The sequence below is a fragment of the Microbacterium sp. NPDC076768 genome (assembly GCF_040687205.1).
In the GTDB taxonomy this organism is placed as follows: Bacteria; Actinomycetota; Actinomycetes; order Actinomycetales; family Microbacteriaceae; genus Microbacterium.
In genome coordinates, this window is the sequence record NZ_JBFBMU010000003.1 from 71,109 (window position 1) to 84,214 (window position 13,106).

The following is a 13,106-nucleotide window of genomic DNA, read 5'->3' on the forward strand; positions in this document are numbered from 1 at the left end:
ATGCCATCGCCGTTTGATCAGTCCACGTATCAGGTCCGTTTTGACTGGGGCACCGCGGGTCTCGCCCGTCTCGCGCCAGCCGACGTCGTCGTGGTGGTCGATGTGCTGCGATTCTCATCCACGGTGATCGATGCCGTGGCCTCCGGGCACGAGGTGGCGCTCTCCGAAGCTGCACAGTGGTCGAGCAATGGTGCGGCAGTGGTCGCCGCCGCTGCCCCGGAAGCGACCGTTTTGGTGGGGGGAATTCGCAATGCTTCTGCCGTCGCTTCCGCGGTGCAGAAGATTCAAGAAAGACGACAGGCGCGAACGTCGATCGCGGTCATTGCCGCCGGTGAAGCAGACGAGGCAGGAACGTTGCGTTTTGCCGTCGAAGATCAGCTCGGTGCAGGCGCAATTGTCTTGGCACTGTCAGACCGAGGGATCGACCACACGGCACCCGATGCGGCCGTCGCTGCGGAAGGATTCCGCGCGTTGCGCGGTGCGCTCCGCCACATGATCGGGGCGAGCGGTTCTGCCCGTGAAATCGCCGCCGGCGTCGCCGCAACCGAACGCATCGAAGCGTCGGGCCTCACCCCCACCTCGACCCCCGATGCCGCGGCCCTCGACGCCCTCGACACCGTTCCGCTGCTGCGCGAAGGAATCTTCACCCCCTTCGCCTAACTCTGTACAGGAGGAGAACCCTGCCTGGGGAGGGGATTCTGCGCGAATCGATCCTCCCGAGAGGTAGTTCTCCGCACCACGCCGCGCGGGGTGAACGCGCGAAGCATCCGGCACGTAGGGTCGTGGCATGAGGTACCTTCCCGCCATCATCGTCGACATCGTGTTCGTGCTGGTCTTTGCCGCGATTGGCCGTGCATCGCATGGCGAGAATCCGGTGGGATTCATCCTCACAGCCTGGCCTTTTGTGATCGCGCTCCTGGTCGGTCACTTGCTCGCTGGCCTGTTACCGGCACGGCCGCGTCGTCCGTGGTCGCTGCTGTGGGGTGTCGTCGTCTGGGCTGTGACAGTGGCGGGTGGCATGCTCCTGCGCGTGCTCAGCGGTGACACGGCAGAAGTGCCATTCATCATCGTGGCCACCCTCGTGCTCGGGGCCTTCCTTGTCGGCTGGCGTGCAGTGGCCGGACTCTTGCGCCGTCGCCGAGCTGCCGCCGGCGCCGACCAGAGGTCTTCCGACCAGGAGCATTCCAACCAGGAGCCTTCCGATTCCGGTGAGACCGAAGCCCTCGACTTAGAGCGCTGATCTCGTTAAGGAACTCTCGCTCAGCGGGGCATTTGCGCGGCGAGGCGTACGTCGGTGGGAATCTCGCGTCGTGTCCACGAAAACAGATGTGCCTCGCTGAATGTGCGCGAACAGCGTGCGCATGATGTCGCTCTGCTGGGTCGGCGGTGCCGGTATGTCATGTGACCGGCGGGGCAGCGCCCCACCCATGGGGCGAGTTCGACAGCCGTTTCGCCGTGGTGGGTCGTGCCGCCGACGTAGCCGAGGTCGCGAGCGACACGCTTCCATTTGACGCCGTGCGCAGCGGAGTGACCTGCGAGCGCGTGCGCCACCTCGTGCAGTAACACCTGGTGGATGTCGTCGTCTTCAAAACGCGCAGCCAGATACCGCGAAACCGTGATGCGCTTTTTCGTGTAATCGCACTGTCCAGCCCGACGTTTGGCGTTGTCGAAGTCGAACGACCAACTCTCGTCGAGGTGCAGTGTGATCAGTGCCTCGCCCCAGACGCGCACACGGTCAAGTTCCGCCATGCGATCAGGTTAGGGCATGCGGCCGACATTGCCGCCGGGCGGCAGCTCAGCCGGCGATGAGCTGCGAGGGGCGGCGCCGTTCTGCCGCCTCGATTGCCAGCAACGCTGTCTCGAGTTCACTGTCTTTTGCGCCAGATTCTCGGCGCAAAAAGAGCGACTGCTTGAAGCTCTCCCGAGCGGTCTCGTAGTCCTCCGCGTCGTACGCATTCTTGCCGTGGTGGTGGTAGGCGAAGGCGGCGATCGAGGCCCAGCGCTGGCCCTCTGCTTCGGTCGCGCATGTTGCCAGCTCTTGATCAGCCGCCGCGTATGCGCCGCGGTACTGCAAAATCGTTGCGTGCAAAACTCGCGCGCGCAACACGTCTTTGCGTGTGCCGGCCATGCGAGCTTGACGCACGGCCTCGTCCGCGATGATCAGTGCTTCGTCAAGGCGGTCGAGCACCTTCAGCAGCCACACGCGCTCCATCAGAGCGGGCAGACTACGCTGCGATTCGATCTCTGCGAGTCGAGTCGCGCACTCGTGTAGATCGACCACTTCGCGGAGCGTCTCTTGGTCATATCCCCGGATGTAACTCATTGCTCTCCTTCCGCAGCGTCCTCATCAAGTGTGCCTTCCGTGGAGGCCCACGGCTGGGCGGCGCGCCCTGGTCTTCGTATCCTCAGCGCAAGAAGAGGGAGGCGTCGGGGCGCGGCGACGCGACAGCGTCTGCATCGGTCACGATCTTCGCGTCTTGCATGAAGGATCGAGCCTCTGCGCCCTGCGCGATCTTGGCAGGGTGCGGACCTGCCGCCAGCATGCGCGGCAGCCACTCGGTGGGAAGGGGAGTGGCGGATGCAGCGACCACGAGATTGCCGAATCTGCGCCCTTTGAGCACCTGAGTGTCGGCGAGGATTCCGATCTCGGGGAGAACTTCTGCGATTGTCGCCGCTTGACGACGTGCAAACGCAAGACCGGGCCCATCGGCAACATTCACCAACAGCACGCCGCCTGGTGCGAGCAGTGCAGCAAGCTCCCGGTAGAACTCCACGCTGGTGAGGTGTGCAGGAGTCTGCGCGCCGGAATAGACGTCGGAGACCACCAGATCGCAGCTTCCGTGCAACGCGCTGGGGAGGCGGCGAACACCTTCGCGGGCGTCGCCAATACGGATGCGAATCGCCGCGCCTTTTGGCAGCGGCAGATGCTCGCGCACCAGCTGAGCAAGCGGCGCTTCGAGTTCGATCACCTGCTGACGAGAGCCATGACGGGTGGCGTCGATGTAGCGGGGGATCGTCAGCGCGCCCGCACCGAGGTGCACCGCTGTCAGGGGACCAGGGGCGAGCTGGTCGATCACGGCCCCCATCCGCACGATGTACTCAAAGTGCAGATGCGTGGGGTCATCGAGGTCGACGTGCGACTGGGGAGTGCCGTCAACAACGAGTTCGAAGCCGCTGGTGAACTCCGAAGGCACGATGCGGGCAACGCCGCCGTGATCGAGGCGGGCCTCCGGGTGCTCGGTGTCTCGTGTTCGCATCCGGCCCATGCGCACGAGCCTACGCGTTGGCGGCAGCCATTAGCGTTGCTGGCCGTTGGCGCAGGTCTCCTGCGCTGCGGTCTGCCCAGATACATTCGGATCGAGAGTCGCGCGCGGCGCCGGCGACGCGCTGGGCGGAGTATCTGTGGCTGGCACCGCTGGCGTGCTGGGGGACGGATCGACGAGTTCAACGCCGCCGTTGTTGGTGACATCGCCGGTCAGCTCTATGGACTGCCCGCTGTCGAGCGCGTCCCAAATGCTGGCGGCGGCGGCGTAGTCGGGAACGACCCTGTTCTCGTCCTCGGGATCTGGGAGGACGGGGTACTGCAGAAAAACGAAGTCTGAGAACGGCACACTCTTGACCGATAGTGCGAGCTGTGCGAGTCGTATGGGGTTCGCCAGCTCATCGCTGGGGTCGATGTTGTCGACGACGGTGTTCGCGAGTTTGAGTACCTTCGCGGGGTCGGCGAGAACTTCATCGCTCATGATCTTCTTCACCAGACGCGACATGTACTGCTGCTGGTTGGACACTCGAGCCATGTCGCTTCCATCGCCGACGCCGTTGCGTGTGCGGATGAACTGTAGTGCTTCGTATCCAGAGACGGTCCGGGCTCCTGCTGCCCAGTCGATGTCCGTCTTTTCGTCTCGGATTCCGTCGCCTCCGATGCACACCTCTACCCCTCCGATCGCATCGGTGATATCCATCACCCCGTCGAAGTCGATCTTCGCGGCGAACGGAATGTCCACCCCTGTGAGGTCGGTCACTGATTTTGCGACGCACGAAAGTCCAGCGCGTTGGAAGACCGAGTTGATCTGGGTCTTGCTTGTCGCCGAGGCGATCGTCCCCTCTGGTGTTGTGCATTCGGGGGTGGGGATCATCAGGTCACGCGGAAGTGAGATCACCGTTACATTTCGAGGTTCCGCTGAGACGTGTACGAGCAGGTTTACGTCATTAAGCACGCTGCCGTCGGCTTCGGAGCAACGTTCTCCCAGGAGTCCCGTCGAGACTTCGCCACACTCGTCCGTGCCGATGAGGAGCACACTGAACTCGCCAGGGTAGGCGCCGATCGCTGGGGGCTCAACGTCGGGAGCGTCCTCAAGAGACACGGCGCCGTCGTTGAATCGATTGAGGTAGTCCGCCATGACGAAGGCACCGACCGCGATTGCGGAAACGAGAACGACCCCCAGTGCGACTCCGATGATCTGGAGCAGCCCCTTAGTTGGCCCAGGGGTGGGGAGGGGCGCATGCCGAGCGAGTGTCGATCGATCCCGGTCTGCCGTGCGTCGTGCCATGGCGGGAGACTACCTGCGCGAGCTGATGTTACGACGGTGTGACGTTTCTGGTAGCAAGTTGCAGCGAATTAGTTAGTCGTGGATACTTTTTCCTAACCCCGGGTGAGCGCCCCCTGCTCGTCTGGACTTTCAAAGAGGAGATCCCTGCATGCACAAGCGCATTCTTCCGGTCATAGCGCTCGGCGCCGTGGCCACTCTCGCCCTTGCCAGCTGTGCTGGTGGCAGCGACAACGGCTCGGCCGATGGTGAGGGTCAGGAACTGACCGTCTGGATCATGAAGGGCACCAACCCTGACGCGACCGCCTTCTACGACGAGGTATCTGAAGCCTTCGAAGCGGAGACCGGTGCAACGGTCAACATCGAAGAGATCCAGTGGGCAGACGCTCACGACCGCTTCGTCACCTCGATCGCCGGTGGGACCACCCCCGACATCGCCGAGACGGGCACCACCTGGACCGCAGAGTTCGCTGACGCTGGCGCACTGCTCCCCATCGACGAGTACGTCGACGCCGAAGACGGGCTGCGCGACGACCTGGTCGAGGGCCTTGCCGTTGCTGGCACCTACGACGATGAGCTCTACGGCATGCCCTGGTACGCCGGCGTTCGCTCGCTCGTCTACCGCACCGACGTTTTCGAGGAACTCGGACTCGACGCCCCCGAAACGTGGGACGACATCGTGACCGCTGGTGAAGCCATCAAGGCAGCCAAGCCAGACATGCTCCCGTTCCCGGTTGCCGGTGACGCAGAGTTCCAGGTCTACCCCTGGGTTTGGGGCGCGGGCGGCGAGGTCGCAACGCTCGACGGCGAGACCTGGACCAGCGAGCTCGACAGCGATGAGTCGCAGGCAGGTATCGAGTTCTACACGGGTCTTGCTACCGAGCACGGCTTCTCTTCCGCAGGTGCTACCACCTGGAAGGAAACGGACCTGCGTGACTCGTTCACCCAGGGCAACGTCGCCATGATGCTCTCCGGCTCGTGGACGCCGAAGTCGCTCATTGAGGCGAACCCGGAGCTCGATGGCAACATCGGCGCCGCTGTTATCCCCGGCGAAGACGGTGGCATTGCTCCTTCGGTGCTCGGTGGATCGCACCTTTCGGTGTTCAACACGACCGAGAATGCTGACCTGGCATGGGAGTTCGTCCAGCTGATGACCACCGGTGACCTCGCTGAAGAGTGGGCAAGCCAGACCGGTTACTTCCCCGGCGTGCAGTCCGCCATGGAGGAAGCGCTGGCTTCGACCGACCCGCTGGTCGCCCCGTTTGCCGAGCAGATGGTTGATGGCGGAGCATCCGTGCCCGTCACCCCGAACTTCGGCGCCGTCCAGGCAAAGAAGACGACCAACTCCATGATCCAGGCCATCCTCAGCGGGCAGAAGGACGTCGCAACCGCGACGGCTGACGCCGCTGCGGAAATGACCGACCTGCTCAACCAGAAGTAAGGAAGCACTCCTTCCATGTCAATGGTGCAAGCACCACTGCCGGCTACGGAGGCGGAGTCCACCTCCGCCCCCGTGGCCGGCGGCCGGAAGCGTCGCGGTCGCGCAATCATCGCGGCCCGCCCCTGGCTCCTCCTCGCGCCGGGTCTCGCGATCCTCGCCGGGCTCATGCTCTGGCCGCTCATCCAGGTATTCATTTACTCGCTGCAGGACTACGGTCTTCGTGAGATCAACACGGGCGAGAACAACTGGATCGGCTTCGAGAACTACATCGAAGCGCTCACTGATCCGACTCTCTGGACAGTGGTGCTGCCCAACACCGTCGGATTCGCCGTGGCGGCCGTGTTCGTCACCGTCGCCGTCGGCACGCTCGTCGCTCTCCTGCTTGCCCGGCTCGGCACCACCTGGCGAGTCATTGTCTCCAGCTGCATCATGATCGCGTGGGCGATGCCCGCCGTGACCGGTACCTATGTCTGGACCTTCATCTTCGATGCCGACCGTGGCATCTTCAACGCCGTGCTCATGGACCTCGGTCTGATGAGCGAACCGGTGAACTGGTTCACCAATCAGTGGTCGTTCTACGCGATCGTGCTGCTGAACGTGGTGCACCACGGATTCCCGTTCGTCGCGATCACGGTACTCGCCGGCCTTCTGGGCGTCTCCAAAGAGATGCTGGAAGCGGCAGCACTTGACGGTGCGGGCGCCTGGCGACGCTTCTGGAAGATCATCTTCCCGACGCTCAAGCCGGTCTTCTCTGTCGTCATCATCCTGTCGACCATCTGGGACTTCAAAGTCTTCGCCCAGGTCTACCTGATGCCCGGCGGTGGCGGCGGAAACCGACAGGTACTGAACCTCGGAGTCTGGTCGTACGTCGAATCGTTCGGACAGAACCGCTACGGCTTTGGTGCGGCGCTCGCCGTGCTGCTCACCCTTGTTTTGATCGGCATCACGATCGTCTACATCCGATCCCTCATGAAGGAGGATGAGCTGTGAACCCGCGCGCCTCACTCCGTTCCCGCATCGGATTGGGTATCGCGGTCGCCGCTGTCCTGATCTTCACGCTGTTCCCTGTGTACTGGATGGTCTCCAGCGCCTTCGACGCGAAGGCATCCAGTGGCGGACAGTCGCTGTTGCCGCAAGAGTTCACGCTCGACAACTTCGCTTTCGTGCTCACAGATGGCGGATTCGCCACCTACCTCCGCAACTCGGCAATCGTGGCGCTTGTCACCGTATTGGTGAGTGCGATCGTGTGCCTGCTGGCAGCCGTCGCCGTGGCACGTTTCCGGTTCAAGTTCCGCACGACGATCTTGATGATGATCCTGATCGTGCAGATGGTGCCGCTCGAGGCGCTCGTGATTCCGCTGTTCTTGCAGGTGAAGACGCTCGGGCTCCTCAACAGCATCCTCGGCCTCATGGTTGTCTACATCGCACTGTCGTTGGCTTTCGGAATCTGGATGCTGCGCGGCTTCGTCGCGGCAGTGCCAGTGGAGCTGGAAGAGGCGGCGTACATTGACGGCGCGAGCTGGTGGCGGATGTTCCGCTCCGTGCTGTTGCCGCTGGTGATGCCCGGCCTTGTCGCCACGAGTATCTTCAGCTTCATCACCGCGTGGAACGAGTTCATCTTCGCCATGACCATCCTCGGTGCAGAGACCGACCAGTACACCGTCTCGATCGGTCTGAAGTCGTTCTTCGGGCTCTACTCGAACGACTGGGGCAGCATCATGGCTGCATCGACAATCATTACGCTCCCCGTGATGATCTTCTTCGTGCTGGTGCAGCGCAAGCTGGCCTCTGGCATGGTGGCCGGAGCAGTGAAGGGATGACCGACGAACTCGAACGCCTTGCCAACGGTGTCTTGTGGCCGGGGTTTCTCGGAACGGAAGCGCCAGAGTGGTTGCGGTCTGAACTTCGCGCCGGTCTTGCGGGAGTGGTCTACTTCAGTCAGAACGTCGGGGACGGAGTATCTGCGCTCAGCGCCGAAATTCTTGAGGCAAACCCGAACGCCCTGATCGGTATTGATGAAGAAGGCGGAAGCGTCACCCGTCTCGAATCCGCCACAGGGTCAACCATTCCAGGGGCGGCGCAGCTGGGCCTTCTCGACGATCCGGTGGCGTCGGCACAAACTGGAGCTGAACTGGCCAGGCGTGTGCGCGCCGTTGGCGCAAACGTCGTGCTCGGCCCTGTCGCCGATGTCAACACCGATCCGCGCAACCCCGTAATCGGTGTGCGCGCATTCGGCGACGATCCGGCGCTGGTCTCCCGACACGTGGTTGCCACCATCGACGGCGTGCAACACGGAGCGGTCGCGGCGTGCGTCAAGCACTTCCCTGGGCACGGCGATACCCACATGGACTCGCACCATTCTCTGCCGGAAATCACTCTCGGCCTCGACGAGTTCATGCGCGTGCACCTGGAGCCTTTCCGTGCAGCTATCGGGGCAGGGGTCGACGCCGTCATGACGGCCCACATCGTGGTGCCAGCGTGGGGCGAACAACCCGCAACGCTCAACCCTCGCGTGCTGGGCATCCTGCGCGAATGGGGCTACGACGGCGTCATCATCACCGATGCGCTCGACATGGCCGCCATCCGCGAGACTGTCGGCCTGGGTGGGGGAGCAGCTCAAGCGCTCGCCGCTGGCGCTGACCTGCTCTGCATTGGTAACCCCACGAACCCTGGCGATGCGGCGTTCCCCGATCAGGATGAACGCGACTTCCGCGCCGCGCGGGACGGCATCGTGGCAGCGTTGCGTGACGGCACGCTTTCCAGAGCCAGGGTAGAAGAGGCGGCGGCACGCGTGGCGGCTCTTGCTACGAAGCTTCGTTCCGCTGAACCGGATCATGCGAGCAGCGATGCCTTCGACGCCGCCGAAATTGTGCGTCGCGTGGTGACGGTCACCGGTGAGGTGCCTCCTGTCGCGGCAGAACTGGCTGTGCTCGACGCGCGTCGCCGGTCAACGCTCGCGGTCGACAGTGCAGGCTCATATGTGGCCAACGCGCTTGCAGGGGATGGTCCGCGGGTGCGTGTGGACGTCGCCTCTGCGTCGATGCACGAGCAAGACCGTGCGCTAGACCAGGTGTGCGCTGCCGCGGAAACTACGGTGATCCTGGTTGACAGACCAGACACCGATCCCGCGCAACGCGCGCTCGTCGAGCGGGCAGCGCTGCGGGATCCAGGTGCCGTGGTGGTCAACGTGGGGCTTCCCACCGAAACTCCATTGCCGCTTCCCACGTTCGAGGTTGCTTCCGCGAGCAGAATCGGTGCGGAGATCGCACGCGAAGCACTCCGCGGGGGCTTCACAGCGCAGCGAAGAACGATCAGCACCTCCTGAGACAGGATCTTCATGGACGGAGACGTTCTTACTCGTGTGCGGCGCTCGCTTGCCCAGGCGAGCGCCGCAGAGACGCGGGTAGCTGAGACGATTCTGGGGGACCCCACACGTGTCGTTGCGCTCGCAATCAACGACCTCGCCCAGCTCTGCCACACCTCTCTTTCTACGGTCGCCCGCTACGCCCAGTCGCTCGGCTACAGCGGATACCGGGAGCTGCGGGTAGAGGTCGCACGGGCCATCACGCTCGTCCAGGCGCAGCAAGCCAGGTTCGGGCTGGACACGATGACCATCGACCAGGAAGACGGTCCAGTCGCGATAGCGGCCAAATTGGCGGCGCAAGAGATCGATGCGATTGAGAAGACGGCTCTCGCGCTCGACGCTGTCGCTCTGGATCGAGTGGCTCGTGCGCTCATCGAAGCGCGCCAGATCGATCTTTTTGGTCAGGCAGCGTCCTCACTGACCGCGCAAGACCTTCAGCTGAAGCTCTCTCGGATCGGTTGCTCCGTCTCACATTCCCCGGATCCGCACCTTTCCGTCACCATGGCAGCCCTGCGCGGTGCGGATGACGTGGCGATCGCCTTCTCGCACGGTGGTGAGACCGCCGAGACACTACGTGCGCTGGAGGTTGCCCGCGACGTGGGAGCACTGGCTGTCGCTGTGACCGGCGTTAATGACTCCCCTCTGGCGTTAGGGGCAGACGTGGTGCTGCTGACCCAGGCGCAGGAGTCGCCGTTTCGGATGGCGGCGATGTCGAGTCGGATCGCGCAGCTCGCACTCGTCGACGTGCTTTTCGTGCGCGCCGTGCAGTTCAGAGGCGAACCCGTTGCTGTGTCGTTGCAGTTGACGCACGACGCGGTGCCGCACCACCGCACCGGAGCCGGTCGCGTCGATACCTGATTGCAACATTGGCCTGTTGGTTTCCGACGGTCCGCTGGGTAGCGTCTAGGCATCACCGTCACCGAGGCGACGAAGCCTGGGGAACGCGCAACGATGCGCACGACAGGGAAAGGCACACAATGCACCAATCAGTGAAGCGTCGGCGATCACTCATCGCCGTGACCGGAGCGACCATCGCAGCACTCGCCCTCGCAGGCTGCGTCGCCAGCGAGCGAGGAGATGACAGTTCAGATGGTGGGGGCGATGTCGACGGAACGTTCGTCTTCGCCGCGTCCTCTGACCCGGCAAGCCTCGATCCAGCGTTTGCGCAGGACGGCGAGAGTTTCCGCGTCTCCCGCCAGATCTTCGAGGGTCTCGTCGGTACAGAACCTGGCACGGCAAACCCCGCGCCGCTGCTCGCAGAATCGTGGGAGTCGTCGGAAGACGGCATGTCCCACACATTCGTGCTGCAGGAGGATGTGACCTTCCAAGACGGCACCCCGTTTAATGCCGAAGCCGTGTGCGTCAACTTCGACCGCTGGTACAACTGGACAGGCCTTGCTGCCTCCGAAGCCTTCGGTTACTACTACAACAAGCTCTTCAAGGGATACGCCGACAGTGCGGCTGATGCCGTGTACAAGTCGTGCACTCCGGATGGCGACTACGCGGTCACTATCGAGCTGAACAAACCATTCGCTGGCTTTGTGGCGTCGCTCTCGCTTCCGTCCTTCGCGATGCAGAGCCCCTCAGCAATGCAGGAATTTGGGGCAGACGAGGTCGGTGGATCAGCCGAAGCGCCTCAGCTTTCCGAGTACGCGATGGGAAACCCTGTCGGAACAGGGCCATACCAGTTCGATGAGTGGGCTCCGGGCGAGCAGGTCACCCTCTCGGCGTACGACGGCTACTGGGGCGACCCAGGGCAGATCGACGAGATTATCTTCCGCACAATCGACGACCCCACTGCTCGTCGCCAAGCGCTCGAGTCGGGCTCCATCGACGGCTACGACCTGGTCGGCCCCGCTGACACGAAGGCCCTCGACGACGACGGTTTCACGATGGTGTCTCGCCCGCCGTTCACAATCCTCTACCTCGCCTTCAACCAGGCGGTGCCAGAGCTGCAAGACCCGAAGGTCCGTGAGGCACTCTCGTACGCGGTCGATAAAGACGCCCTCATCACACAGGTGCTTCCTGAAGGCACAGAGAAGGCGACGCAGTTCGTGCCAGACACCGTCAACGGCTACAACCCCGATGTCACGACGTTTGACTACGACCCAGAGAAGGCGAAGGCGCTCCTGGCTGAGGCCGGGTACGACGAAGCAAACCCGTTGGCGCTCACCTTCAACTACCCGGTCAACGTCTCACGCCCTTACATGCCGGACCCCGAGCAGATCTTCACTGTGCTCTCGTCTCAGCTCGCTGAGGTGGGTGTCGAAACGACTCCGGTATCCGAAGAATGGGTCGAGTATCTCGATCGCACCACCGGCACCGCAGACCACGGTATTCACCTGCTGGGATGGACAGGCGACTACAACGACACAGACAACTTCGTGGGGGTTTTCTTCGGACAGCAGAGTTCTGAGTGGGGCTTCGACAACCCGGAGCTGTTCCAGAAGCTGAACGAGGCTCGCGGAGTTTCTAGCCTCGAAGACCAGACTCCTCTCTACGAGGACATCAACGAGATGGTCGCGCAGTTCATCCCCGGTGTTCCGCTCGCGCACCCGGCGCCCACCCTGGCGTTCGACTCGCGCGTGAAGAGCTACCCGGCAAGCCCGGTGAACGACGAAGTTTTCACTGACATCGTTCTCACCAAGTAAGCCTGACCACTTGCCGCGTTCTCCCCGGTCTCGCGCACGGCGCTTGACCGGGGAAGACGCGACTTCTGATCGACGGAGATCTTCGTGCTGCGCACTATCGGCAGGCGACTGCTGTTTCTCATCCCCACCCTGTTCGGGCTCAGTATTTTGCTGTTCGCCTGGGTCAGGGCACTCCCCGGCGGCCCGGCTGTCGCTCTTCTCGGTGAGAAGGCGACTCCTGAGGCGGTCGCCAGAGTCAATGAGCTCTACGGCTTCAACAAGCCGCTTCTTGAGCAGTACTTCATCTGGGTCGGACGACTCCTCCAAGGAGACTTCGGTACGTCAATCCAGACCAATCGGCCGGTGACGGAAGAGTTTTTACGTCGCTTTCCCGCCACGCTCGAGTTGAGTGTGATGGCACTCATTTTTGCGATCGGGGTCGGTATTCCGCTCGGCTACTGGGCGGCTCGCCGCCACGGAAAGTTCACCGATCACGCATCGGTCGTGTTGAGCCTTATCGGCATCACGATCCCCGTGTTCTTCCTCGCCTTCATCCTGAAGTACGTCTTCGCTGTACAACTGGGATGGCTACCGTCAGACGGGCGCCAGAACCCCCGAATAGATGCCACCCATCCCACCGGCTTCTATGTGTGGGATGGCATCATCACCGGTGAGTTCGATGCGGCGTGGGATGCGATCCTGCACTTGATCTTGCCGGCGCTGGCGCTGGGTACCATTCCGCTGGCCATCATCGTCCGCATCACCAGAGCCAGCGTTCTCGAGGTGCAGAACGCGGACTACGTGCGCACAGGGCGCGCGAAAGGCGTCGGTTCTCCGACTCTGCGTAACCGCTTCATTCTGCGCAACTCGATGCTGCCCGTCATCACGACGATTGGGCTGCAGACCGGCCTCTTGATCTCCGGCGCGGTGCTCACCGAAACGGTGTTCGCTTTTCCCGGTATCGGCTCGTTCCTTGCGAGATCGATCTTCACCAGAGATTTTCCGGTGCTCCAAGGGTTCATCATCTTCATCGCGATTGCGTACGCGCTGATCAACCTGGCGGTCGACGTTTCCTACAGCTTCATTGATCCGAGAGTGAGGGTGCAGTGATGTCACACCCCATC

The 13,106-nt window shown here is 62.9% G+C and carries 13 protein-coding genes; 9 read left to right on the forward strand and 4 right to left on the reverse strand.

The annotated features are described in order from the left end of the window. The gene (locus tag AB0O87_RS12525) at positions 1-660 is read left to right on the forward strand and encodes a 2-phosphosulfolactate phosphatase (RefSeq protein ID WP_363516453.1); all 660 of its coding nucleotides are present in this window, start codon (positions 1-3) and stop codon (positions 658-660) included. A 127-nt stretch (positions 661-787) separates the two neighbouring features. Further along, on the forward strand, positions 788-1,240 hold the full coding sequence (locus AB0O87_RS12530) for a DUF3054 domain-containing protein (RefSeq protein WP_363516456.1): 453 nt from the start codon (positions 788-790) through the stop codon (positions 1,238-1,240). A gap of 20 nt (positions 1,241-1,260) precedes the next feature. Here AB0O87_RS12530 and AB0O87_RS12535 read toward each other — a convergent pair whose 3' ends face one another. From AB0O87_RS12535 to AB0O87_RS12550, 4 genes are all read right to left on the reverse strand, one after another. Beyond that, positions 1,261-1,749 carry a SprT-like domain-containing protein gene (locus tag AB0O87_RS12535; protein ID WP_363516458.1) on the reverse strand — a complete coding sequence of 163 codons (489 nt, stop codon included), beginning with the start codon at positions 1,747-1,749 and terminating at the stop codon, positions 1,261-1,263. 46 nt (positions 1,750-1,795) lie between these two features. After that, positions 1,796-2,323, reverse strand: a complete 528-nt coding sequence (locus AB0O87_RS12540; RefSeq protein WP_363516460.1) for a hypothetical protein — start codon at positions 2,321-2,323, stop codon at positions 1,796-1,798. A gap of 82 nt (positions 2,324-2,405) precedes the next feature. Continuing rightward, positions 2,406-3,266: a fused MFS/spermidine synthase gene (locus AB0O87_RS12545; protein ID WP_363516462.1), complete on the reverse strand. Its 861-nt coding sequence runs from the start codon at positions 3,264-3,266 to the stop codon at positions 2,406-2,408. A gap of 30 nt (positions 3,267-3,296) precedes the next feature. Then, positions 3,297-4,550: an LCP family protein gene (locus AB0O87_RS12550; RefSeq protein WP_363516465.1), complete on the reverse strand. Its 1,254-nt coding sequence runs from the start codon at positions 4,548-4,550 to the stop codon at positions 3,297-3,299. Positions 4,551-4,698: 148 nt separating this feature from the next. Between AB0O87_RS12550 and AB0O87_RS12555 the strand changes: the two genes are divergently transcribed. The 7 genes from AB0O87_RS12555 to AB0O87_RS12585 all read left to right on the forward strand — a co-directional run bounded on the left by AB0O87_RS12555 (position 4,699) and on the right by AB0O87_RS12585 (position 13,092). Further along, complete coding sequence (locus AB0O87_RS12555) at positions 4,699-5,988, forward strand: sugar ABC transporter substrate-binding protein (protein WP_363516468.1); 1,290 nt, start codon at positions 4,699-4,701, stop codon at positions 5,986-5,988. 15 nt (positions 5,989-6,003) lie between these two features. Continuing rightward, positions 6,004-6,978, forward strand: coding sequence for a sugar ABC transporter permease (locus tag AB0O87_RS12560; RefSeq protein ID WP_363516471.1), 975 nt, complete (start codon positions 6,004-6,006; stop codon positions 6,976-6,978). After that, positions 6,975-7,808 (forward strand): carbohydrate ABC transporter permease, encoded by an 834-nt coding sequence (locus AB0O87_RS12565; RefSeq protein WP_363516474.1) that lies wholly within the window; start codon positions 6,975-6,977, stop codon positions 7,806-7,808. The genes AB0O87_RS12560 and AB0O87_RS12565 overlap by 4 nt, the downstream gene beginning before the upstream one ends. After that, positions 7,805-9,313, forward strand: coding sequence for a glycoside hydrolase family 3 N-terminal domain-containing protein (locus AB0O87_RS12570; RefSeq protein WP_363516476.1), 1,509 nt, complete (start codon positions 7,805-7,807; stop codon positions 9,311-9,313). The genes AB0O87_RS12565 and AB0O87_RS12570 overlap by 4 nt, the downstream gene beginning before the upstream one ends. Positions 9,314-9,325: 12 nt before the next feature. Beyond that, the gene (locus AB0O87_RS12575; RefSeq protein ID WP_363516479.1) at positions 9,326-10,210 is read left to right on the forward strand and encodes a MurR/RpiR family transcriptional regulator; all 885 of its coding nucleotides are present in this window, start codon (positions 9,326-9,328) and stop codon (positions 10,208-10,210) included. A 119-nt stretch (positions 10,211-10,329) separates the two neighbouring features. Beyond that, on the forward strand, positions 10,330-12,003 hold the full coding sequence (locus tag AB0O87_RS12580; RefSeq protein ID WP_363516482.1) for an ABC transporter substrate-binding protein: 1,674 nt from the start codon (positions 10,330-10,332) through the stop codon (positions 12,001-12,003). An 84-nt stretch (positions 12,004-12,087) separates the two neighbouring features. Next, on the forward strand, positions 12,088-13,092 hold the full coding sequence (locus tag AB0O87_RS12585; protein ID WP_363516485.1) for an ABC transporter permease: 1,005 nt from the start codon (positions 12,088-12,090) through the stop codon (positions 13,090-13,092). The last annotated feature ends 14 nt before the right edge of the window (positions 13,093-13,106 follow it).

Excerpts from the sequence above, each read along its gene's own strand:
- AB0O87_RS12570 (WP_363516476.1), top strand. The coding sequence starts at position 7,805 with ATGACCGACGAACTCGAACGCCTTGCCAACGGTGTCTTGTGGCCGGGG.
- AB0O87_RS12545 (WP_363516462.1), bottom strand. The coding sequence starts at position 3,266 with ATGGGCCGGATGCGAACACGAGACACCGAGCACCCGGAGGCCCGCCTC.
- AB0O87_RS12555 (WP_363516468.1), top strand. The coding sequence starts at position 4,699 with ATGCACAAGCGCATTCTTCCGGTCATAGCGCTCGGCGCCGTGGCCACT.
- AB0O87_RS12540 (WP_363516460.1), bottom strand. The coding sequence starts at position 2,323 with ATGAGTTACATCCGGGGATATGACCAAGAGACGCTCCGCGAAGTGGTC.
- AB0O87_RS12560 (WP_363516471.1), top strand. The coding sequence starts at position 6,004 with ATGTCAATGGTGCAAGCACCACTGCCGGCTACGGAGGCGGAGTCCACC.
- AB0O87_RS12525 (WP_363516453.1), top strand. The coding sequence starts at position 1 with ATGCCATCGCCGTTTGATCAGTCCACGTATCAGGTCCGTTTTGACTGG.
- AB0O87_RS12530 (WP_363516456.1), top strand. The coding sequence starts at position 788 with ATGAGGTACCTTCCCGCCATCATCGTCGACATCGTGTTCGTGCTGGTC.
- AB0O87_RS12550 (WP_363516465.1), bottom strand. The coding sequence starts at position 4,550 with ATGGCACGACGCACGGCAGACCGGGATCGATCGACACTCGCTCGGCAT.
- AB0O87_RS12535 (WP_363516458.1), bottom strand. The coding sequence starts at position 1,749 with ATGGCGGAACTTGACCGTGTGCGCGTCTGGGGCGAGGCACTGATCACA.
- AB0O87_RS12580 (WP_363516482.1), top strand. The coding sequence starts at position 10,330 with ATGCACCAATCAGTGAAGCGTCGGCGATCACTCATCGCCGTGACCGGA.
- AB0O87_RS12575 (WP_363516479.1), top strand. The coding sequence starts at position 9,326 with ATGGACGGAGACGTTCTTACTCGTGTGCGGCGCTCGCTTGCCCAGGCG.